The 20,136-nt window shown below is 65.2% G+C and carries 17 protein-coding genes; 12 read left to right on the forward strand and 5 right to left on the reverse strand.

What is annotated here, in order from left to right:
• Position 1 precedes the first annotated feature (1 nt).
• The 3 genes from minE to minC are packed head-to-tail and all read right to left on the reverse strand — an operon-like array spanning position 2 to position 1,848.
• Positions 2-259 carry a cell division topological specificity factor MinE gene (gene minE, locus AC3WUF_RS20060; RefSeq protein ID WP_492428981.1) on the reverse strand — a complete coding sequence of 86 codons (258 nt, stop codon included), beginning with the start codon at positions 257-259 and terminating at the stop codon, positions 2-4.
• Positions 260-269: 10 nt separating this feature from the next.
• Complete coding sequence (gene minD / locus AC3WUF_RS20065; protein WP_492428983.1) at positions 270-1,079, reverse strand: septum site-determining protein MinD; 810 nt, start codon at positions 1,077-1,079, stop codon at positions 270-272.
• Between the two features lie 58 nt (positions 1,080-1,137).
• Positions 1,138-1,848, reverse strand: coding sequence for a septum site-determining protein MinC (gene minC, locus AC3WUF_RS20070; RefSeq protein ID WP_492428985.1), 711 nt, complete (start codon positions 1,846-1,848; stop codon positions 1,138-1,140).
• Between the two features lie 226 nt (positions 1,849-2,074).
• Between minC and AC3WUF_RS20075 the strand changes: the two genes are divergently transcribed.
• Entirely contained in the window at positions 2,075-3,607 is a 1,533-nt protein-coding gene (locus AC3WUF_RS20075; RefSeq protein ID WP_492429087.1) for a circularly permuted type 2 ATP-grasp protein, read from the forward strand.
• A complete protein-coding gene (locus tag AC3WUF_RS20080) occupies positions 3,607-4,542 on the forward strand; it encodes an alpha-E domain-containing protein (protein ID WP_492428987.1) in 936 nt (311 codons plus the stop codon). The genes AC3WUF_RS20075 and AC3WUF_RS20080 overlap by 1 nt, the downstream gene beginning before the upstream one ends.
• A 48-nt stretch (positions 4,543-4,590) precedes the next feature.
• Here AC3WUF_RS20080 and AC3WUF_RS20085 read toward each other — a convergent pair whose 3' ends face one another.
• Positions 4,591-5,364: a proteasome-type protease gene (locus AC3WUF_RS20085; protein ID WP_492428989.1), complete on the reverse strand. Its 774-nt coding sequence runs from the start codon at positions 5,362-5,364 to the stop codon at positions 4,591-4,593.
• 188 nt (positions 5,365-5,552) lie between these two features.
• On the opposite strand from AC3WUF_RS20085, the gene AC3WUF_RS20090 reads away from it, so the two are divergent.
• Entirely contained in the window at positions 5,553-6,152 is a 600-nt protein-coding gene (locus AC3WUF_RS20090) for a 2-hydroxychromene-2-carboxylate isomerase (protein ID WP_492428991.1), read from the forward strand.
• The gene (locus AC3WUF_RS20095) at positions 6,149-6,880 is read left to right on the forward strand and encodes a hypothetical protein (RefSeq protein ID WP_492428993.1); all 732 of its coding nucleotides are present in this window, start codon (positions 6,149-6,151) and stop codon (positions 6,878-6,880) included. The genes AC3WUF_RS20090 and AC3WUF_RS20095 overlap by 4 nt, the downstream gene beginning before the upstream one ends.
• 3 nt (positions 6,881-6,883) lie before the next feature.
• On the opposite strand, the gene AC3WUF_RS20100 is transcribed toward AC3WUF_RS20095, so the two are convergent.
• On the reverse strand, positions 6,884-10,246 hold the full coding sequence (locus tag AC3WUF_RS20100) for a transglutaminase family protein (protein WP_492428995.1): 3,363 nt from the start codon (positions 10,244-10,246) through the stop codon (positions 6,884-6,886).
• A 103-nt stretch (positions 10,247-10,349) separates the two neighbouring features.
• Between AC3WUF_RS20100 and AC3WUF_RS20105 the strand changes: the two genes are divergently transcribed.
• The 8 genes from AC3WUF_RS20105 (at position 10,350) to AC3WUF_RS20140 (ending at position 20,126) form a co-directional block, all read left to right on the forward strand.
• Positions 10,350-11,252: an alpha/beta fold hydrolase gene (locus tag AC3WUF_RS20105; RefSeq protein ID WP_492428997.1), complete on the forward strand. Its 903-nt coding sequence runs from the start codon at positions 10,350-10,352 to the stop codon at positions 11,250-11,252.
• 221 nt (positions 11,253-11,473) lie between these two features.
• Positions 11,474-12,685 carry a GGDEF domain-containing protein gene (locus AC3WUF_RS20110; RefSeq protein WP_492428999.1) on the forward strand — a complete coding sequence of 404 codons (1,212 nt, stop codon included), beginning with the start codon at positions 11,474-11,476 and terminating at the stop codon, positions 12,683-12,685.
• A gap of 42 nt (positions 12,686-12,727) precedes the next feature.
• Positions 12,728-13,633 carry an alpha/beta fold hydrolase gene (locus AC3WUF_RS20115; protein WP_492429001.1) on the forward strand — a complete coding sequence of 302 codons (906 nt, stop codon included), beginning with the start codon at positions 12,728-12,730 and terminating at the stop codon, positions 13,631-13,633.
• A gap of 93 nt (positions 13,634-13,726) precedes the next feature.
• Positions 13,727-14,263: an RNA polymerase sigma factor gene (locus tag AC3WUF_RS20120; RefSeq protein ID WP_492429003.1), complete on the forward strand. Its 537-nt coding sequence runs from the start codon at positions 13,727-13,729 to the stop codon at positions 14,261-14,263.
• Entirely contained in the window at positions 14,260-14,823 is a 564-nt protein-coding gene (locus AC3WUF_RS20125) for a hypothetical protein (protein WP_492429005.1), read from the forward strand. Before AC3WUF_RS20120 ends, AC3WUF_RS20125 begins: the two co-directional genes overlap by 4 nt.
• A complete protein-coding gene (locus tag AC3WUF_RS20130) occupies positions 14,820-15,863 on the forward strand; it encodes a PDZ domain-containing protein (protein ID WP_492429007.1) in 1,044 nt (347 codons plus the stop codon). Before AC3WUF_RS20125 ends, AC3WUF_RS20130 begins: the two co-directional genes overlap by 4 nt.
• Before the next feature lie 131 nt (positions 15,864-15,994).
• Positions 15,995-18,541, forward strand: coding sequence for a DUF1302 domain-containing protein (locus AC3WUF_RS20135; protein WP_492429009.1), 2,547 nt, complete (start codon positions 15,995-15,997; stop codon positions 18,539-18,541).
• A gap of 523 nt (positions 18,542-19,064) precedes the next feature.
• A complete protein-coding gene (locus AC3WUF_RS20140) occupies positions 19,065-20,126 on the forward strand; it encodes an OmpA family protein (protein WP_492429011.1) in 1,062 nt (353 codons plus the stop codon).
• The last annotated feature ends 10 nt before the right edge of the window (positions 20,127-20,136 follow it).

The raw sequence follows: 20,136 nt of genomic DNA on the forward strand, positions 1-20,136 counted from the left end.
CTCAGGTCACGTCCGGCAGCGTGATGTTCATTTCCAGCACTTCGAGGCCATCCTCGCGCTGGACCTGGACATGGACTGCGTTGTCCGGCACCTGCACGTACTTGCGCACGACCAGCAGCAGTTCTTCGCGCAGGCGCGGCAGATAGACCGGGCCGTTGGCGCGGCCTTCACGCTGATGCGCGACGACGACCTTCAAGCGCTCCTTGGCCAGCGAGGCCGTCGGCTTGGATTCGTTGCGGAAAAATTTCAGCCAATCCATATCAGCCTCCTCAGTTTCCGAACAGGCGGCCGAGCAGGCCCTTTTTCTCGACCGTGAGGTAGCGATGCTCACGGGCTTCACCGAGGAAACGGGCGACCAGATCGTCATAGGCGCGGGCGGCGTCGTTGTCGGGGGTCGCGATGACCGGGGTGCCAGCGTTCGACGAGCTGAGCACGGCGGGTGACTCGGGGATCACGCCGAGCAGCGGAATCGCGAGAATTTCCTTGACGTCGTCGACCGACAGCATCTCGCCCTTCTCGACACGTGCCGGGTTGTAGCGCGTCAGGACCAGATGCTCCTTGACGCGGCCCTTGCCGGTTTCGGCCAGCTTAGTCTTGCTTGACAGCAGACCGAGCACGCGATCCGAATCGCGCACCGACGAGACTTCCGGATTGGTGACGACCAGCGCCTCGTCGGCGAAGTACATCGCCAGATGCGCACCCTTTTCGATGCCGGCCGGCGAGTCGCAGACGATGTAGTCGAAATCCTTGGCCAGCTCTTCAAGCACGCGACCGACGCCTTCGGTGCTCAGCGCATCCTTGTCGCGGGTCTGGCTGGCGGCCAGCACGAAGAGATTCTCGTGCTGCTTGTCCTTGATCAGGGCCTGGCGCAGGTTGGCCTCGCCCTGGATGACATTGACGAAGTCGAACACCACGCGGCGCTCGCAGCCCATGATCAGGTCGAGGTTGCGCAGGCCGACGTCAAAATCGATGACGACCGTCTTGTGACCACGCATCGCGAGGCCGGTCGAGAAGGAAGCGCTCGTGGTGGTTTTGCCCACGCCGCCCTTGCCGGATGTGACTACGACGATCTTTGCCAATGCCCTGCTCCTGCGGAAACCAAAAAATAACGAACCATCCGAACGCTGCGACCTGCCCTCAGGCGATGTCGAGCTTGTCGAAAACAAGTTTGCCGTCGGCCAGCGAGACCTGCACGGACTGATTGCGCAGCTCACCCTGCATCTGCTCGGCCACCGCGTAGACGCCGGCCACCGCGACCAGCTCCGACTTGAAGCGGCGGCAGAAAATCCGCGCCGTCTGGTCGCCGCGGGCGCCCGCTATCGCGCGTCCGTGCAGGGTGCCGTAGACGTGTACACAGCCATCGGCCGCGATCTCGGCGCCGGCGCTGACCGTGTTGAGGACGATCAGGTCGCTGTCCGCCGCGTAGATTTGCTGACCCGAGCGGACCGGGTCGGTGATGATCCGGGTCGACCGGCGCGCCGTCGGCGCGACCGGCGCCGGCGCTTCGGCCGGCGCTGCGGCTTCGACGGGGCTGGAGGCTCGTGCAGTCCGCCCGGCGGCCTCCGCCGGCAGCACTGCAAAACCCAGATGCCTGGCCGATTCGGCGAGCGGACCGTCGACGACGCCGAGCGGCTGCAGGCCGACCTCGCGCATCGCCGTGACCAGTTCGGGCAGGTTCAGCGGGGCATCGGCCTCGATGACGACGGGCATGCCTTTGACCGCCTGCGGCATCTGGCGGGCGAAGTCCTTGAGCTGGGCGGTGATGGCGGACAGATCGGGGTCGAGTATCCGAGCACGCGTCAATGACAGCATGCGACCCTTGAATTCAAGCGCTTTTTTCTGGGTCATAACGTCGGCAGTGAATTGCCGGATTGTACACGGCTGCGCCGCGCATTCCTTGTTCCGGGGCGGTTTGACGGTAGCCAGCCGTACCGAGGTGACGCAGGAGTAAATTGACCCCCATGCTCCTTTCCGGTGCACTGTAGCTCAGGTTGGCTCGCGTTTTGCTTGATTGGCCTGGACACCCGGAATGGGCAAATAAAGTCATATGGATGGAGCACACTGCGGCATGGCGATTGATTGGACCCGGTACCGCAGCGAGGGATTCTTCGACGAGTTGATCCAGGACTCCGGGGTCCCACGCCCCAGTGCCCGGCGCCTCGCGGACTACCTCGCCGGGCTGACCAGCGCCGAGCTTTCGGAACGCCGGCTGGCCGCCGAACTCGCGATCAAGACCATGGGCGTGACCTTCACCGTCTACTCCGAAGGCCGCAACGTCGACCGGTCCTGGCCCTTCGACATCATCCCGCGCACCATCACCAGCACCGAATGGCGGCGCACCGAGCGCGGCCTGCAGCAACGCGTGCAGGCACTGAACCACTTCATCCAGGATATCTACGGCGAGCAGAAGATCGTCAAGGACAAGATCTTCCCTGCCAGCGTCCTCAAGGATTCGGCGAACTTTCGCCCGCAGTGCGTCGGCATGACGCCGCGCGGCGGCGTCTGGGCGCACATCTGCGGCTCCGATCTGGTCCGCGACAAGGACGGCACGATGTACGTGCTCGAAGACAACCTGCGCGTGCCTTCGGGCGTCAGCTACATGGTCGAGAACCGACTGGTCACCAAGCGCGTGTTTCCCGAGCTGTTCGAGACCGGCGCGATCCTGCCGGTCGACGACTACCCCGCGCAGCTCTACGACATGCTGGCGGCAATGTCGCCGCGACCCGGCAACAAACCGAGCATCGTCCTGCTGACGCCGGGCATCTTCAACTCGGCCTACTTCGAGCACTCCTGGCTGGCACGCCAGATGGGCATCGAACTGGTGCAGGGCCCCGACCTGTTCGTCGGCGACGACGACATCGTCTACATGCGCACCGTCTACGGCCCGAAGCGGGTGGATGTGGTCTATCGCCGCATCGACGATCTGTTCCTCGATCCCGAGGCGTTCAACCCGGAATCCATGCTCGGCGTCAAAGGCCTGATGCGCGCCTGGCTGAAGGGCAACGTCTCACTGGTCAACGCGCCTGGCGCCGGCGTGGCCGACGACAAGGTCGTCTACACCTTCGTGCCGGACATGATCCGCTACTACCTCGACCAGGACCCGATCCTGCCGAACGTGCCGAGCTGGCTGTGCATGCGCAAGAAAGATCGCGATCACGTGCTCGCCAACCTCGACAAGGTCGTCGTCAAGCCGGCCAATGAATCCGGCGGCTACGGCATGCTGATCGGCCCGCGTTCGACGAAGAAAGAGCGCGACAAGTTCGCCGAACTGATCGAAGCCGATCCGCGCAATTACATGGCACAGCCGACGCTGGCCTTGTCGACCGCCCCGACGCTGACGCCGGACGGCGTCGATCCGCGCCACCTCGATCTGCGGCCGTTCATTCTCTCGCGCGGCGATTCGACCTATGTCACCACCGGCGGTCTGACCCGCGTGGCGATGGTGAAAGGCTCGCTGGTCGTCAACAGTTCGCAGGGCGGCGGCGCCAAGGACACCTGGATCGTCGATCTGGACGACGATGCCGATCTCATGTCGACGCAGGCGCAGACACAAGGCCAGACTCAATCGCAGAGTCAATCGTCGACGCCGCGCCGGAGCACCCGCTGATGCTGTCGCGTGTCGCTGAAGATCTGTACTGGTTCGGCCGCTACATGCAGCGCGCCGAGAACACCGCCCGTCTGCTCGCAACGCATTCGGATCTGGTGCTCGACATGCCGCGCAAACTCGACGTCGGCTGGTCGACGTTGGTCGAGATCCTCGGCGTCGGCGCCTCGTTCGTCGAGCGCTACGATGAACGCTACAACGAAATGGACGTCGTCCGCTTTCTGCTGCTGGATACCGAGAACGCCGGCTCGATCGCCCGCTCGGTGTCGAGCGCCCGCGAGATTCTTCGCACCGTGCGCGAATCGATGCCGCAGGAAACCTGGGAGCACATCAACAATCTGCATATGCATCTGCAGGACATCGGCGAGAAATCGCTGGGCCGCGGCAAGCGCCAGGGCCTGCTGCAACAGGTCGTCGACACATCGCTGATGACCTACGGCATCGTCACCGCGAGCATGAGCCACGACGTCGGCTACCAGTTCATGCGCCTGGGAACCAGCCTCGAACAAGCCGACATGACGACGCGCATCATCGATGTCCGCGCCGCCAGTTTCTCAAGCTCGCGCACCAGCGACGAACTGACCCGCTCGTTCCAGAATCTTCAGTGGATGAGCGCACTGCAGTCGCTGACGGCGTATCACATGTACCGTCGCCACGAGCGCTCGCGCGTGTCCGGCACGGCAGTGCTGCGCTTCCTGCTGCAGAGCCGCGAGTTTCCGCGTTCGGTGATGTACTGCTTCAGTCTGATCGGCCGCACATTGCCGCATCTGCCGACCAGCCGGTCGCCCGAGCGTGCGCTGGAACGCGTCCGTGCGCTGGTTCAGGACGCCAACATCGAGCACCTGCTCGAGAGCGGCCTGCACGAATGGATCGACGAAGTTCAGGTTGGCATCGGCAACCTGCACGCTTCGCTGGCCGAGAGCTACTTCACCGCCTGAGAAAACTCTGCGCAGACCGCGCAGAGTCCGGCCGGACCGCAGCCGCGCCTACGGATCGTTTTGAATCAGGCTCTGCTGCGCTTCCGGCATTTCCCAGTCGAAGCGCGGCAGACTGCGGAAGGCCTGCAGCAGCTGACGACCCCAGGCCTCGCGGATCCCGGCCAGCAGCGGCGTATCCAGATCCAGTCTGAGCGTGTGGGTGATGCGCAGCGCATCGCGCGGCAGGATCGCCAGATCCAGCGGCGGACCGACCGACAAATTGGACTTCATCGTCGAATCCAGAGACACCAGCGCGCAGCGCGCGGCGTCCTCCATCGATGTGTTGACGTTGATGGCGCGATCGAGGATCGGTTTGCCGTACTTGCTCTCGCCGATCTGCAGATACGGCGTTTCCGGCGACGTCGAGATGCAATTGCCTTCCGGATAGATCAGATACAGCGCCGGCTCCTCGCCCTGGATCTGGCCGCCGAGGATCAGCGTCGTGCGCAGATCCACGGTGCCGCCGAACTGCATCTTGTCCGCGGTTTCCTTCTGCGAGCGGACCGATACCGAGCCGACGTACTCGGCGGCGTCGTACATGTGACGCACGCTGCGCAGATTGGTCGTGGCGTTGGGGTTGTCGAGATCGCGCTTGATCGTCGCGAGCACGGCCTGCGTCGTCGCGAGGTTGCCGGCCGACATCACGACGAAAACCCGGTCTCCCGGAAATTCGAAGACATGCAGCTTGTTGTAGGTACGGACATCGTCGATACCCGCGCTGGTGCGGGTATCGCCTGCGAAAACCAGTCCCTCATTCACCTTGATGGCGACGCAATAAGTCATTCGTATTCAGCTTTTTTAGGTTATCAACCGCTAGTAGCAGCGCTGACGGAACCGCTCGTCGACGTCTCGCCAGCGCGCAGTTTAAGGAATCTGCGCCGCCGCTGCCGCCGCCCACCCCCTCATGCATAACTTGTGCCGCCGAAAACCAGCGTGCAAGACTGCCGCATCCTCTCCCGGACCTCCGCGCCATGCCGCCAAGTAACATCGAGTTCTACTGGGACGCGGTCAGTCCCTACACCTATCTCGCGGCAACCCAGATCGAACCGCTGGCGCAAAAGCACGGCACGACCCTGATCTGGAAGCCGATGCTGCTCGGCAAGGTGCTCGAAGCCAGCGGCAACCGGCCGCCGATCACGGTGCAGGCCAAGGGCAAGTACATGTTCCGCGATCTGACCTTATGGTCGCGCTACTACGGCGTGCCGCTGACGATGCCCTCGGTGTTCCCGACCAACAGCATCACTGCAATGCGCATTGCCTGCGGCCTGCCCGCGCAGGACTGCGGCCGCTGGGCCCAGGCGCTGATGCAGGCGTACTGGGGGCGCGGCGAAGACATCGGCAAATCCGAAGTGCTGCAGGAGATCGCAAGCGCGCTGGGCCTCGATCCACAGGCAAGCTTGGCGCTGGCTCAGGATCCGGCCGTCAAGGACCAGCTCAAGCTCAACACCGAGGAAGCCGTGCGTCGCGGCGTCTTCGGCGCGCCGGCGTTCTTCGTCGACGATACCCTGTTCTGGGGCAACGATCGGCTCGACCTGATGGGCGCCTATCTCGGCGGACGGCTGGGCGGATGAAGACGCCGCGCGGTCTGGCCGTTGTAGTGCTGACCCTGACATTGGGCGCCTGCCAGACCCCTGCGCCACAGCCTGCTGCAGATGCGCCCGCCGCTACGGCCAGCGTCGATCTAGCCGCCGATTACCAGGCGCTGCTGGCGGGCGGCGCCCAGGTCTGGCGCGTCGATCCGGCCGCGTCGGATCTGCGCATCTATGTTTTTCGCGGCGGAAAGGCGGCCAGGCTCGGACACAATCATGTGCTGTCGGCGCCGCGCTTCGAGGGGTATGTGAGCGTTGCCGGCGACGCCGCGGCCGACGCCCGTTTCGATCTGCTGTTCCGCTTCGACGAACTGCGGATCGACGATCCCAAGCTGCGCGAGCAGACCGGCGGCAATTTCGCCGGCACGCGGTCGGAGTCCGACATCAGCGGCACGCGCAAGAACATGCTCGGCCCGCGCGTGCTCGGTGCCGACGAGTTCCCGGCGCTGCGTGTCAGCGCCCTGGCGGTCGCCGGTGACTGGCCGATGCTCGTCGCGACGGTGGCGGTCGAGATGCACGGCGTGCGCCGCGAACGCGAGCTGTTGCTGCAGGTCGAGCGCGACGAGCTGCTGCTGCGCGCCCGCGGCGAGCTGGTGCTGCGGCAGACCGAGTTCGGCGTGACGCCGCTGTCGATCCTCGGCGGCGTCATCGCCGTGCAGGACCCGGTCGCGATCCGCTTCGACCTGCGCGCAACGCGACTCAGTCCGTAAGGCTCAAAGCCAGGGTGCCGGTAAACGCAGATCCAGCGTGCAGGGGTAGTTCGGATTCGGCCGCTCCGGATACAGGCGATACGGTCCGGCACTGTGGCCCCAGGGCTGGAAGCGCGCGATGCGACGCGCCTCCGCTTCGAAGGCATTGACCGGATAGCTGTCGTAGTTGCGGCCCGCCGGGTGCGCGACGTGATACGTGCAGCCCGCGACGGCGCGACCGCTCCAGCGATCGTAGAGGTCGAACATCAATGGCGTCTGCACACCGATCGTCGGATGCAGGCACGACGCCGGTTGCCAGGCGCGATAACGCAGACCCGCGACGTACTGACCCTGCACACCGGTACTGCGCAGCGGCAGCTCGCGCCCACCGACGGTGATCGCATGGCGTCCCGGCGTCAGGCCGGTCGCCATGATCTGCACGCGCTCGATCGACGAATCGACGAAGCGCGAGGTACCGCCGCCGCCGGGCTCTTCGCCGAGCACCGGCCAGGGTTCGAGCGCATGCCGCAGCTCGATCTCGATGCCGTCGCTGCGCAATACGCCGTGGCGCGGGAAGCGGAACTCGAATTGCGCGGCAAACCACTCGTCCTCGAAGGCGAAGCCCGCGCCGCGCAGATCCTTGAGCACCGAACGCAGGTCCTGCCAGTTGTCATGCGGCAGCATCCAGCGGTCGTGCAGCTGCGTGCCCCAAGGCACCAGCGCTTGTGTGTACGGCTGACGCCAGAACCAGGCGACCAGTGCGCGGATCAACAGCTGCTGCACGAGGCTCATGCGCGCATGCGGCGGCATCTCGAAGCCGCGCAGCTCCACCAGACCAAGGCGCCCGGTCGGGCTGTCCGGCGAGTACAGCTTGTCGATGCAGAACTCGGCGCGATGCGTGTTGCCGGTCAGGTCGACCAGCAGATTGCGCAGGATGCGATCGACCAGCCAGGGCGGCACGTTGCTGCCCTTGCGCGGCAGTTGCGACAGCGCGATCTCCAGTTCGTACAGCTGGCTGTCGCGCGCCTCGTCGACGCGCGGGTGCTGAGACGTCGGGCCAATGAACAGGCCGGAGAACAGGTACGACAGCGACGGATGGTTCTGCCAGTAGCGGATCATGCTGCCGAGCACGTCGGGCCGGCGCAGGAACGGCGAGTCCGGCGGCGTCGCGGCGCCGAGCACGACGTGGTTGCCGCCACCGCTACCGACGGCGCGACCGTCGATGAGGAATTTCTCCGCGGTCAGGCGCCGCTGGCGTGCCAGCTCGTACAGCGATTCGGTGTTGTCGCGCAGTTCGGCCCAGCCACGCGTCGGCTGCACATTGACTTCGATGACACCCGGGTCCGGCGTGATCTTCAGCAGTTCGAGGCGCGCATCCGTTGGCGGCGAATAGCCTTCGATGCGCACCGGCAGCTGGGTTTCGGCGGCAACGTCCTCGATCGCCGCGATCAGCTCGATGAAATCTTCCGCGCGCGCGACCGGCGGCAGGAACACGCACAGCCAGCCATCGCGCGACTCCACCGTCAACGCGGTGCGCACGTTGTTGCCGTTCAGGTAGGTGCCGCGCGGCGGCGGCTTTTTCTCAGGCTCCTTGCCGAGTTTCTGCGCCGCCTGTTCCGCGGCCTTCTCGGCTTCGGAGCGACCGCGCAGTTGCAGATACGGCTGGCGGCGCGGATCGGGCTTCGGCAGTTCGCCGGTGACACCCCAGGGATCGGCCGGCCAGGTGATCGGCACGCCGCCGCCGGGCACCGCCGGCAGCGAATCGATCGGCAGGCGCAAGCCAAGCGGCGAGTCGCCCGGAATCAGGAACATCTTGCCGGTGCGCAACAGCCAGCGTTCGCTCATCCAGCGCGCGGCGGCCTGCCAGCGCTGCACCGGCAGCACGTAGCCGCGCGGCGTACCAAGGCCGCGTTCGAAAACCTGCAGCAGGCGCGCGCGCTCTTCCGGATCGGTCAGGCGGTTGTCCTTCGGATCGAGATTGATCGGCAGTTTCCGCTCGCGCACGAGGTAGTGCATCGTGTCCTCGTAGGCCTCGACGACATTGCGCGGATCGAGTTCAAGACGCTGCGTCAGACCCAGCATGAACTGGTTGGCCTGCAGCAGCGTCGGCGGCTTGGCAAGATCGGGCGAGCGGATCGGCTGACGCCACAGCGGCTGGCCGTCGCGACGCCAGTACAGCGTGTAGGCCCAACGCGGCAGTGATTCGCCCGGATACCACTTGCCCTGTCCGTAGGTCAGCAAGCCCTGCGGCGCATGCTGCTCGCGCAGCTGCAGCGCCAGATCAAGCGCGCGTTGCGATTTCGTCGGACCGACGGCGGCGGTGTTCCATTCGGGGGCCTGCGCATCGTCGACGGCGACAAAGGTCGGTTCGCCGCCCATCGTCAGGCGCACATCGTCGGCGATAAGCTGCTCGTCGACCTTGGCGCCGAGCGCATCGGCGCGCTGCCAGGATGCTTCGCTGAACGGCAGCGTGACGCGCGGTACTTCGGCAATGCGCTGGATGCGCATCTCATGGCCGAACTCGACCTCGCATTCGTCGACCGCGCCGGTGATCGGCGCCGCCGACGACGGCTCGGGTGTCGCGCACAGCGGGATATGGCCTTCGCCGGCGAACAGACCCGAGGTCGGGTCGAGACCGAGCCAGCCGGCACCCGGCACGAAGACTTCCGCCCAGGCGTGCAGATCGGTGAAGTCGGCTTCCGCACCGCTCGGTCCGTCCAGCGATTTCACATCGGGCTTGAGCTGTAGCAGGTAACCGGAAACGAAACGCGCCGCCAGGCCGAAATGCCGGGCCACCTGTACCAGCAGCCAGGCCGAATCGCGGCATGAGCCCGAGCCCAGCGTCAGGGTTTCCTCGGGCGTCTGCACGCCCGGCTCCATGCGCACGAGATATTTGATCTCCTGCTGGATCTTGTGATTCAGCATGACCAGGAAGTTGGTCGTCGACATCGGCTCGCGGCTGACGCCGTCGATGAACTTCTGCAGCTCGCGGCCCGTGGAGTAGCGCGGACGGCCGGCGGGGCGCTGCTGGCGCAGATACGGCAGCAACTCGGCCTTGAGCGTCGGCTCGTAGTTGAACGGGAATTTCTGTGCGTCTTCCTCGACGAAGAAGTCGAAAGGATTGATGACCGAAAGATTGGCGACCAGATCAACCGTGACGACGAATTCCTTGACCTTCTCCGGGAAGACGACGCGCGCCTGCCAGTTGCCGAAGGGGTCCTGCTGCCAGTTGATGAAATGCGGGTCCGGCGAGATGTGCAGCGCGTAGCTCAGCACCTCGGTCCGCGTGTGCGGTGCCGGCCGCAGGCGAATGATCTGCGGCGACATGCCGACCCGCCGGTCGTAGCTGTAGCGGGTCTGGTGATGCAGGGCAACGTGTATGGACATGAGCCTTCGTAATGGGTCGAATCGCCGCTATTGCGCGCAAAAGGCTTGCCAGTTCGGCGTGACCGGCCGGAGGGCGGGCAAGCCTCCGTATACTGCGCCCGCCATGAATACCACTGAATTGCAGCCCGCGCCCGCCCCGCCGGCCGTCACCAGCCGCTCGCATTTTCTGCGGCTGCGCGGCCTGATCCACCACGTCCGCGAATGGGGCGACCCGGCCAGGCCGATCGTCATGCTGGGCCACGGCTGGCTCGATGTCTCGGCGACGTTCCAGGACCTGGTCCAGCCGCTGCTGGCCGAATGGCGCGTCGTCGCGCCCGACTGGCGCGGGTTCGGCCACAGCCAGTGGCCTGTCGACGGCTACTGGTTCCAGGACTATGTCGCCGACCTGGACGGCCTGGTCAACCATTTCTCGCCGGGCACGCCGCTGGTCCTGGTCGGCCACAGCATGGGCGCGCAGATCATGAGCCTGTACGCGGGCATGCGTCCGCAGAAGGTCAGCCACCTGGTCTGCCTCGACGGTCTGTTCCTGCCCGACATGGAAGCCCGGCTGGCTCCCAAGCACCTGCGCCGCTGGGTCGATATCTGGCCCGGCAAACCGCCGACCCGGACGTATCAGTCCTTCGAGTACCTCGCCGAGCGGGTCCGCGTCCAGCACCCGCAGCTGACGCCCGAGCGGGCGCTGTTCATCGCGCGCTGCTGGGGCGCCGAGGACGCCTATGGCCGCATCCGCCTGCTGGCCGACCCCAAGCACCATCTGCCGATGCCGCATCTGTACCGCGCCGCCGAATCGAAGGAAATCTGGCGCCAGGTCACGGCGCCGACCTTGTTCATCGACGCCGGCAAGTCGGCCCTCGCCCAGGCCCTGAGCGCCGAGGAACATGCCGAGCGCCGCGCCTGCTTCCGCGAACGCCGGGACGTCACGATTGCCGATGCCGGTCACATGCTGCACTTCGATGCGCCGCTCGAAACCGGCCGCCTGATCGCGGATTTCCTGCGCCAGGGCTAGGCAGGCCGCAGCCCCGGGTTTCACATAGAATGCGGGCCTGCGCACGCAGGACGGGCTGGGCCGGGGGGCCTTGAGGTCGCCTGTCTCCGGCGGCGCATCAGCGGCTATACAACGTAGGACGCATCACCGCTGAGGCTGCCGCCTCAATGCGCTGCGTTCGGGGGTGTGCGGACAGCGTGTTTGACGGAGCGGCGGGACGCGCGACGAGCGCGAACGTTTTCATGCGATTGCGCCACCGCGGCCTCAGGGCCGCGGCGAGTCAGGCTGCGTCCGCGCATGAGCTGACGCTGCCGACGGTACGCGCACTGGAAACCATCTCGAAAAGCGCCGGCTCGGTGCTGAGCTTCCCCGCCGAAGTCGAAAACCAATACCGCAACGAATGGCGAGTCACCGCCAACCACGTTCGTACGCTGTTGAGCCTGATCCCGACGCTGATCTTCGGCATCATCCCGTTCTGGGCGGAATGGTTTCTCGGCGTATCCGACGAGCTTTCGCTGCTGCTGCGCGCGGTGGCCTACGGCATCGTGCTGCCCTGCAGTCTGATTGCCGCGGCGAGTTGCTGGCTGCAGCCGCACCGCGCCTCGTCCAGCGGCATCATCACGATCGCGGGCCTGTTGATCGTCATCGCCATCGAATATCTGCGGACGGAATGCGCGCGTCGCGGCGTCGACCTCGATCACTCGATGGCCATCGCCGTTCCGGTCGGCCTTTGCATCCTCGGCGGCTTCCGCTTCGTCCGCGTGCTGATCATCATCGCGGTGTACTTCGCCGTCGTGCTGGCCTGCGAACACTGGATGGATGCGCGGCTGCGCACGCCGTCGATGTGGCTCGGCGAAATCTGTCTTGCCGGCCTGTCGGCCGTCGCTGCGCTGTGGATGGAAACCACACGGCGACGTAGCTGGGCTGCGCGGCGCCTGCTGCAGATCCAGGCTTATCAGGATCCGCTGACCGGTCTGCGCAACCGCCGCTCGTTCGAGCAGCATTTCGAAACCGCCGCGGCGCAGGCGCGGCGCGAACAGAAGCCCATCGTCTTCGCGCTGGCGGATCTCGACTATTTCAAGCGCATCAACGACAGCTACGGCCACGACTTCGGCGACGGCGTGCTGGCCGAAGTCGGCGTGCTGTTCAGCCAGTTCGGCCGGCGCCCGCTCGATGTCGTCGCCCGTCTCGGCGGCGAAGAGTTCGCGATCCTGCTCTACGACTGCAACGAGGACGATGGCCGGCGCCTGCTGGAGAATCTGGTGGCGGAAGTCGCCGGCCTTGCGATCAGCAACGTCGACGCGCCGCTCGGCGTGCTGACGACCAGCATCGGCGGCGTCATCTCCGACGGCAGCTTGCCAATGTCCGAGCTTTATCACAGCGCGGATACGCATCTGTACGCCGTCAAGAAGCGCGGGCGCAACGCCGCGCGCATCGGCCCCTTGTTCACCTAGCTCACGTAAGATCGCGCTTCGATTCCGCTCTGATTTTCCGCGATGTCCGATCTTTCCGCGCGCGGCTTTGTCGACACCACCACCGCCTGGCAGTCCAGTGCCGGGCAGGGGCCGACGCTGCGCGGCCGGCGCACGCCGCTGCGCCAGCCCATGCTGCATTTCGTCCACGGCAACGGCTTCTGCGGCGGTGTGTACTGGCCGCTGCTCGGACGTCTGTTGCCCGACTATGGCCTGTTCTGCCACGACCTCGAAGGCCATGGCGCGAGCGACGCGCCGGCGCACTACTCCGGGACCGCCGAGATCATCCGCCGGATCCCCGCGGTCATCGGCGAGCAGAACCTGATCCAGCCGCAGCTGATCGGCATGGGCCACAGCTTCGGCGCCGCGGTGACGCTCGCCGTCGCCGCGCGCAATCCGCAGCTGTTCAAGGTGCTGGTGCTGCTCGATCCCATCCTGTTGCCGCCGGCAACCTGGGCACTGTCCTGGCTGTCTTCCAGGCTAGGCCGCAACCCGATGGCGGTCGCGACCCGGCGCCGGCGCGACCGCTGGGCGACGCGCGAGGAATGCCATCAACGCCTGCATAACCGCGGCATCTATCGCAACTGGAGCGATGCGGGCTTCGACTGTTTCGTCGAGTACGCGACCCGCGACGACGGCGACGAACGCATCCTGTGCTGCCCGCGCGAGCAGGAAGCCTCGATCTTCGAGAACCCGGTCTATCCCTGGCGCATGCTGCGGCATGTTCACTGCCCGGTACTGCTGATCCATGGCCGCGACAGCTACCCTTTCATGCGAAAGTCGGTCGCGATGGTCGGCCGGCGCATGCCCCAGCTCGAGGCCATCGAAGTTGCGGGCGGGCACTGCTTCATGCAGGAAGATCCGGACAGGGTTGCACCGCTGATCCGGTCTTTCCTGACACGCCACGGACTGCCGCCTTCGGCCGGATAAGCGGCTTGCGACCCTTTTTCGATCCGCGGCATCTAAGGAGCCATGGGAACCGCGATGGGAACGGGCTTTGACCTTGCGATAGACGCCGAGCTGATGGATCAGCTGCGGACCGGCGTGCGCGCGGCCCAGGCCTCGATCTACCGCCAGTTCGAGCGGGCGGTCTACAACCTCGCGCGTCGAATGACCCAATGTCCCGACGCCGCGGCCGACGTCATGCAGAACACCTTCCTGCGCGCTTTCCGCTCGCTGCATCAGTACCGCGGCGAAGCGGCCTTCGGTCACTGGCTGCGCAGCATCTGCGCAACCGAGTCGCTGATGCACCTGCGCGCCGGCCGGCGCTGGCTGGAGCTGTTCGAGCCGGAGCTGTTGATCGACGAAGACGCCCCGAGCGTCGATGCGCTGTGTCAGCTCGATCTGGAACGTGCGCTGCAGTTGCTACCGCCGATGCCGCGCGCGGTGCTGTGGCTGTATCACGTCGAAGGCTACAACCACGCCGAAATCGCCGAGCTGTGCGGCAAGACCGCCAGCTTCTCCAAATCCCAGTTGTCGCGGGCGCATGCGCGCCTGCGGGTCGCACTGGATGACGGCCGCCCTGCACTCGCGGCCCCCTCGTTGAGAGCATTGCCATGAGCACCTTGTCCGAATCCTTGCGGGCACTGCCCGAGTTCGATCCGCCGCCCGATGGCTGGTCGCGACTGCAGGCGCAGCTTGAACCCGTCGCATCGCGCCGTCGGCGGCGCAGCGCCACGCCGCTGGCGCTTGCCGCGTCGGTGCTGACGATGATCGCGGCCGGCTGGCTGGCGTACGTCCCCGTCGCCCCCGTCGCTTCCACCGCGCCGCTCGCATCGACGCTCAAATCCGCCCCGGCCACGAACGTCGCGACGGCGCAGGCCGCGGACGGCGCCATCGCCGGCCTGATGGCGCGTTCGCGTGCGCTGGAAAGCGATCTCGCCCAGGTACGCCCGCAGGTCGTGGTCTGGGACGGCCGCCTGGCGGCGACAACGCAGACGCTGGAAAGCCGCCTCGCCATGGTCGATCTGCAACTCAATCATGCCGACGCCGATGGCGCACGCCGTCTGTGGCAGGACCGCGTCGCGCTGATGTCGCGCCTTGTCGAAACCCATCGCGCCGCCAGCCTCGGCAATCGTCCGCAGGCCTCGAATACCGCGGCACAGGAGTGGAACCTATGAATGCGCGAATGCCCTTGAGCGTCGCGAGCGCTGCGACGGCCTTCGCCCTGGCATTGCAGCTGGGCCCGGCCCTCGCCGGCAGCGCGCCGACCGCGCCGCTGGCGCCCAAAGCTCCCGAAGCGCCTCTGGCGCCAAGCGCGCCGGTCGCACCGCAGGCGCCGAGCCCGCAGGTTGCGGCCGAGATGGAACGTGCGCGCGCGGAGATGAAGCGGGCCCAGGCCGAGATGAAGCGCGCGGCGGAAGAGATGGTGCGTATCAGCCGCGAGCAGAAGCTGAGCAATCCGAAAGCCTTCGCTTACGAGTTCGCGACCGATCCCGACCGCGCGATGCTCGGCGTCACGATCACCGATGGCGCTGAAGTCGAAGGCCGCTCGGCCGGCGTGCTGATCACCGGCGTGACGCCCGGCAGCGGCGCCGACAAGGCCGGCATCAAAACCGGCGACCTGCTGCTCGTCGCCAACGGGGTCGGCCTCGCCGCCGTCGATGAAACCACGCCGTCCAAGCGGCTGTGGTCGGTGATGGAGCCGCTCAAGCCCGGCGATCCGGTCACGCTGGATTACAAGCGCGACGGCAAACGCGGCAGCACCAAGGTCATCGCCACGCGGCCGGTCGAAGCGATCGCACCGGAGTCGATGATGGACTGGCACGAGGACAAGGACATCAATGTCGTGATTCCGCCGGTGCCGCCGGTGCCGCCGCAACATTGGTCATGGTCGGATGCCGACGGCGGACAGGCACTGCAGCTGGCACGCATCGACGATGAACTGGCCGGATATTTCAGGACCAAGGACGGCGTGCTCGTACTGCGCGCACCGGCCGGCGGCACGCTGGCGTTGAAGAGCGGCGATGTCATCCAGCGCATCAACGGCCGCTCGGTCGCGAGTCCGGTCGCGGCCTGGGAACAACTCGCCAACGCGCAAGGCAGTGCCGTGAATATGGATGTGATGCGCCACGGCAAGGCGCTGTCGCTGAGCGGAAAGCTGGGGCCCGAGGCCGATGCCCCATACCGAAAGCTCAACCCCAGGCACATCGATAAGTAAGTTTTGTCAACGCTTCCGGCTGCACAAAAATGCAGCCGGAAGTTACATCTGCGTGATATTGTTTTGTGCATTGCGACAGGCATGGGAGCCCGTCGCTATCCCCCATGCACCGTTGCGATACAGATCACGCCATGAACAAGACCATCCGTCGATCCGCCGGCTTGCTCGCCGCCGTATTCCTCCTGCTCAACAGCGCTTCGGTCCAGGCCCTGAGTTTCCAGGTCGACGATGACGGTGACATCGAGGGCGTGCTCAACACGACCGTGATTCTCGGCGGCGGCTGGCGCATGCAGGATCGCGCTCACGATCTGGTCGGCAAGGCCAACCTCGATCCGCTGGTCTGCACCCGTCAGTACCAGTCCTGCCAGGGCCTGTTCCAGGCGCAGAGCTATCCGGGCGAGCGCATCCGCACGTCGCCCGGCATGGCCTCGATGCGCGCGGACGACGGCAACCTGAATTACGACAAGCACGACATGCTCTCGGGCCTGCTCAAGGTCACGCAGGATCTCAACCTGACCTATGGCGACTTCGGCTTCTTCGCGAAGTGGCTGTACTTCTACGACTTCGTCAACAACGACTTCACCGAGTACCACCCGAACCGCATCACCGCCGAGAACGTCGACGAAGTCGGCTTCCGCGGCGATCCGATCGCCAACCGTTATTACGATCAGACTTTCGGCCCGGGCGGCGTGGTGCGCAACCAGCGCACCGACGGTGAAATCCTCAACCAGGTCGGCACCAACCTGCAGCTGCTCGACTTCAACTTCTACGGCCATCTGCCGTTGTGGGGCGAAAAGGAGCTGACGTTCAAGATCGGCCGCCAGATCGTCAACTGGGGCGAGTCGACCTTGCTCGCCATCGGCAGCGTCAACCAGGCCAACCCGGTCATCGCCAACAACCTCTATCGCATCGGCTTCCAGGTCGAGGAAGTCTTCACGCCAACCGGCTCGATCTTCCTCAGCACCGATCTGTTCGAGAACGCGACGGTCGAGGCTTACTACCAGTACGAGTGGGAACCGGTTGAAGCGCCGACGCCGGGCAGCTATTTCGGTTTCGCCGACATCGGCACCAACAACGCGGTCATGAACGCCAACCTGAGCTTCGGCGGTTCGGCCGAAGATCCGGACCAGCTCGGCGTGTTCCTCGACAATCCGCTGACGCTGATCACCGACACCTCGGCCACCGTGCTGCGCGTGCGCGACAACGAGGCGAAGGACTCCGGCCAGTTCGGTGTCGCCTTCAAGTACTACGCCGAAGATCTCAACAACGGCACCGAGTTCGGTCTGTACTTCATCAACTATCACTCGAAGCTGCCGTACGTCAGCTTCTACTCGACGCAGGCCTCGTGCGCGCGCCGCGAAGGCAATTCGCTGGGCATCGACGCCAACAGCACCGTCAGCTTCCTGCAGGCCTGCGACAATCTGCCGGTCATGGCGATCGCCAGCGCGCGCACCCAGCTGCTGCAGGATTCGCTGCCGCTGATCCTCGCCAACCCGGGCATCCTGATCAACGATCTGGGCATCACCGATCCGGCCATCCTCGCCAATCCGGTCGCCGCGCTCGGCGTGCTGACCGATCTGCTGCTCGGCGGCAATCCGAATGCGCCGCTGTCGAACGCGGTGCCGCTCGACAGCGCGATGATTCAGTTCGAGTATCCCGAAGACCTGCAGATGTTCGGCGCCAGCTTCAACACCACCTTCGGCGAGATTTCGGTGCAGGGTGAAGTGGCCTACCGTCCGGCCCAGCCGCTGCAGATCGCGATTGCCGACCTGTCGTTCGCCGCCGCCGGCCCGACGCTGACGCGCTGCCACGATCCGAGCCTGAACTGCGCCGGCTCCACCGCCGGCTCCGGTTTTTACGAGGACGGCAGCCACAGCGGCATCGGCCAGAGCCCCTGGTACGGCTCCAGCGACTACGCGGGCTTCAACGACACGATCAACATCCTGCTCGGCCACGCACCGGGCTCGGCGCGTTCGTTCCCGAACTTCATCATTCCTTATCGCGGCGGCGTCGCCGGCGAGAATGCGCCGACCGACCTCAACCGTCCGCTGAACTCGAGCAACCCGGGCTACATCCAGGGCTGGGAAAAGTTCGAGACCTTCCAGTTCAACCTCGGCTTCACCCAGCTGTTCGGCAACACCGACAATCCCTTCGGCGCGGATCAGATCCAGCTCGTCGGTGAATTCGGTGCGGTGTGGATTCCGGGCCTGCCGGACCTCGACGAACTGCAGATCGAAGCGCCGGGCATCTTCACGCATGCCAGCGCCGGCGCCGACGGCACCGGTGCCGATGGCTCGCAGCAAGCCTGCTCGTCGACCGTGACCTGCCTCGTCGGTGTCGATGGTCTGCGCTTCAATCCGACGCAGGCCGACCTCGACGGCTACGTCGACAAGTTCTCATGGGGTTATCGCCTGATCGCGATCTGGAAATACGAGGGCGTCTACGGTCCCTTCAGCATCCAGCCGTTCATGATCTGGTCGCACGACGTCAACGGCACCGCGCCGGGACCGGCCGAGAACTTCGTCGACGAACGCAAGCAGATGCTGCTCAACATCGAAACCCGCTATCGCAGCTCGCTGTCGTTCACGCTGGGCTATACCTGGTTCTTCGGCGGCGGCGAACACAATCTGTACCGCGACCGCGACTACGCCCAGGCTTTCGTGAAGTATCAGTTTTAATCAATTCCGCTCATTCGATTGGGCTCGCCATCCTTGCTCGCACCGCTTTGGTGCAACCGACCCGCAAGTTTCTTGCGGGTCGTGGCAAGGGCATGCGACCTATGCTACTAATAGCTGTAATTGTTCCTACTTAGGCTTGATTTACCAGCTGTCTACTGCGTCGTTGGCGGCCCGTCACCGTGCAGGAACCAGGATCTACCAAGAGGAACGCAGGGGGTTGTAAAGGCGCGGGAGCGATCCCCGCAATAGCGACTCACCTGCCAACCGCTCGCTGTGTTCATCGCGCGCCCCCCAGCGCCCGCAGGATCAACCGGCAAGTGCAATGAAGACGTTAGGCAGGAAAACACCGATATAAGTGGTCCCCGCGAGCCGCGGCCCGGGCTCGCGCGCAAAGAATTGTCCATATCGCTCAGCTGTGAGTCAGCGGCACTATGGACGATGCGCAGCCAAATGCTGCGCAGCAGGTATTGGCAGCAGGCATTTGTACACAGTGAGTTCACAACAACAAAGGACAGGGGTTGTCATGAAGAAGATCGCGTCAATTCTCGCCGCCGGCATGGCCGGCGCCCTGGTATCTGCTCCGGCCCTCGCGGAGACTACCAACAAGCTGGTTTCGCCAGCCTATATCGGCATTCTGGGTGGCTACACCTTCGCGGACGAAGACCGCGGCGGCGAAGACCTCGACTATGCCACCGGCCTGCGTCTGTTCTACGGTCACAAGGAACAGGACAGCAGCTGGGGCTACGAAGTCGGTGGCTTCTTCGACAACTATGAGACCGACAAGTCGAACGGTGTCGATTACTACCGTTCGGGTCTCAACCTCGACCTGACCTACTCGTTCGGCTCGCGCGCCGAATTCACGCCGTTCTTCCTGATCGGCGCCGCCGCGGCCTACAACGACGCGCTGCCGGACACCGAAGACGACTGGAGCTGGACGGCCAATGCAGGCCTCGGCTTCGTCACCGGTCCGGTGACCAAGCGCGGCCAGATCCGCATCCGCGGTGAAGCGCGTTACATCTACGACGATTTCATGGACGGCTACAGCGAACCGCAGGTCAATCTCGGTATCGAGATCCCGCTGTTCGAAGAGCAGATGGTCGAAGTCGCGGCGACCGAATCGGTTGAAGTCGTGCAGGTCCCGACCGGCCTGACCGATTCCGACGGTGACGGCGTTGTGGACGAGAAGGACAAGTGCCCGGATACCCCGGCTGGCACGCGCGTCGATGGCGACGGCTGCCCGCTGGACAAGACGATCGAGCTGAAGGGCGTCACCTTCGAGTTCAACAAGACCCGCCTGCGTCCGGACGCCGAGACGATTCTCGACTACGCGACCGGCATTCTCGTGAAGTACCCGGATATGCTGGTTGAAGTCGCCGGCCACACCGACAACATCGGTTCGGACGAATACAACCAGAAGCTGTCCGAAGGCCGTGCACAGTCCGTCAAGGACTACTTCGTCTCCAAGGGCATTCCGGATACGCAGGTGAGCGTGAAGGGCTACGGCGAGTCCGAGCCGCGCGACACCAACGACACCGAAGAAGGCCGCGAGCGCAACCGTCGCGTTGAACTGCGCATTCTCAACTAAGACGCCGCAC

It is taken from the genome of Fontimonas sp. FW305-C-3 (assembly GCF_058783185.1).

Excerpts from the sequence above, each read along its gene's own strand:
- minE (WP_492428981.1), bottom strand. The coding sequence starts at position 259 with ATGGATTGGCTGAAATTTTTCCGCAACGAATCCAAGCCGACGGCCTCG.
- minC (WP_492428985.1), bottom strand. The coding sequence starts at position 1,848 with ATGACCCAGAAAAAAGCGCTTGAATTCAAGGGTCGCATGCTGTCATTG.
- AC3WUF_RS20080 (WP_492428987.1), top strand. The coding sequence starts at position 3,607 with ATGCTGTCGCGTGTCGCTGAAGATCTGTACTGGTTCGGCCGCTACATG.
- AC3WUF_RS20085 (WP_492428989.1), bottom strand. The coding sequence starts at position 5,364 with ATGACTTATTGCGTCGCCATCAAGGTGAATGAGGGACTGGTTTTCGCA.
- AC3WUF_RS20090 (WP_492428991.1), top strand. The coding sequence starts at position 5,553 with ATGCCGCCAAGTAACATCGAGTTCTACTGGGACGCGGTCAGTCCCTAC.
- AC3WUF_RS20095 (WP_492428993.1), top strand. The coding sequence starts at position 6,149 with ATGAAGACGCCGCGCGGTCTGGCCGTTGTAGTGCTGACCCTGACATTG.
- AC3WUF_RS20100 (WP_492428995.1), bottom strand. The coding sequence starts at position 10,246 with ATGTCCATACACGTTGCCCTGCATCACCAGACCCGCTACAGCTACGAC.
- AC3WUF_RS20105 (WP_492428997.1), top strand. The coding sequence starts at position 10,350 with ATGAATACCACTGAATTGCAGCCCGCGCCCGCCCCGCCGGCCGTCACC.
- AC3WUF_RS20110 (WP_492428999.1), top strand. The coding sequence starts at position 11,474 with ATGCGATTGCGCCACCGCGGCCTCAGGGCCGCGGCGAGTCAGGCTGCG.
- AC3WUF_RS20115 (WP_492429001.1), top strand. The coding sequence starts at position 12,728 with ATGTCCGATCTTTCCGCGCGCGGCTTTGTCGACACCACCACCGCCTGG.
- AC3WUF_RS20120 (WP_492429003.1), top strand. The coding sequence starts at position 13,727 with ATGGATCAGCTGCGGACCGGCGTGCGCGCGGCCCAGGCCTCGATCTAC.
- AC3WUF_RS20125 (WP_492429005.1), top strand. The coding sequence starts at position 14,260 with ATGAGCACCTTGTCCGAATCCTTGCGGGCACTGCCCGAGTTCGATCCG.
- AC3WUF_RS20130 (WP_492429007.1), top strand. The coding sequence starts at position 14,820 with ATGAATGCGCGAATGCCCTTGAGCGTCGCGAGCGCTGCGACGGCCTTC.
- AC3WUF_RS20135 (WP_492429009.1), top strand. The coding sequence starts at position 15,995 with ATGAACAAGACCATCCGTCGATCCGCCGGCTTGCTCGCCGCCGTATTC.
- AC3WUF_RS20140 (WP_492429011.1), top strand. The coding sequence starts at position 19,065 with ATGAAGAAGATCGCGTCAATTCTCGCCGCCGGCATGGCCGGCGCCCTG.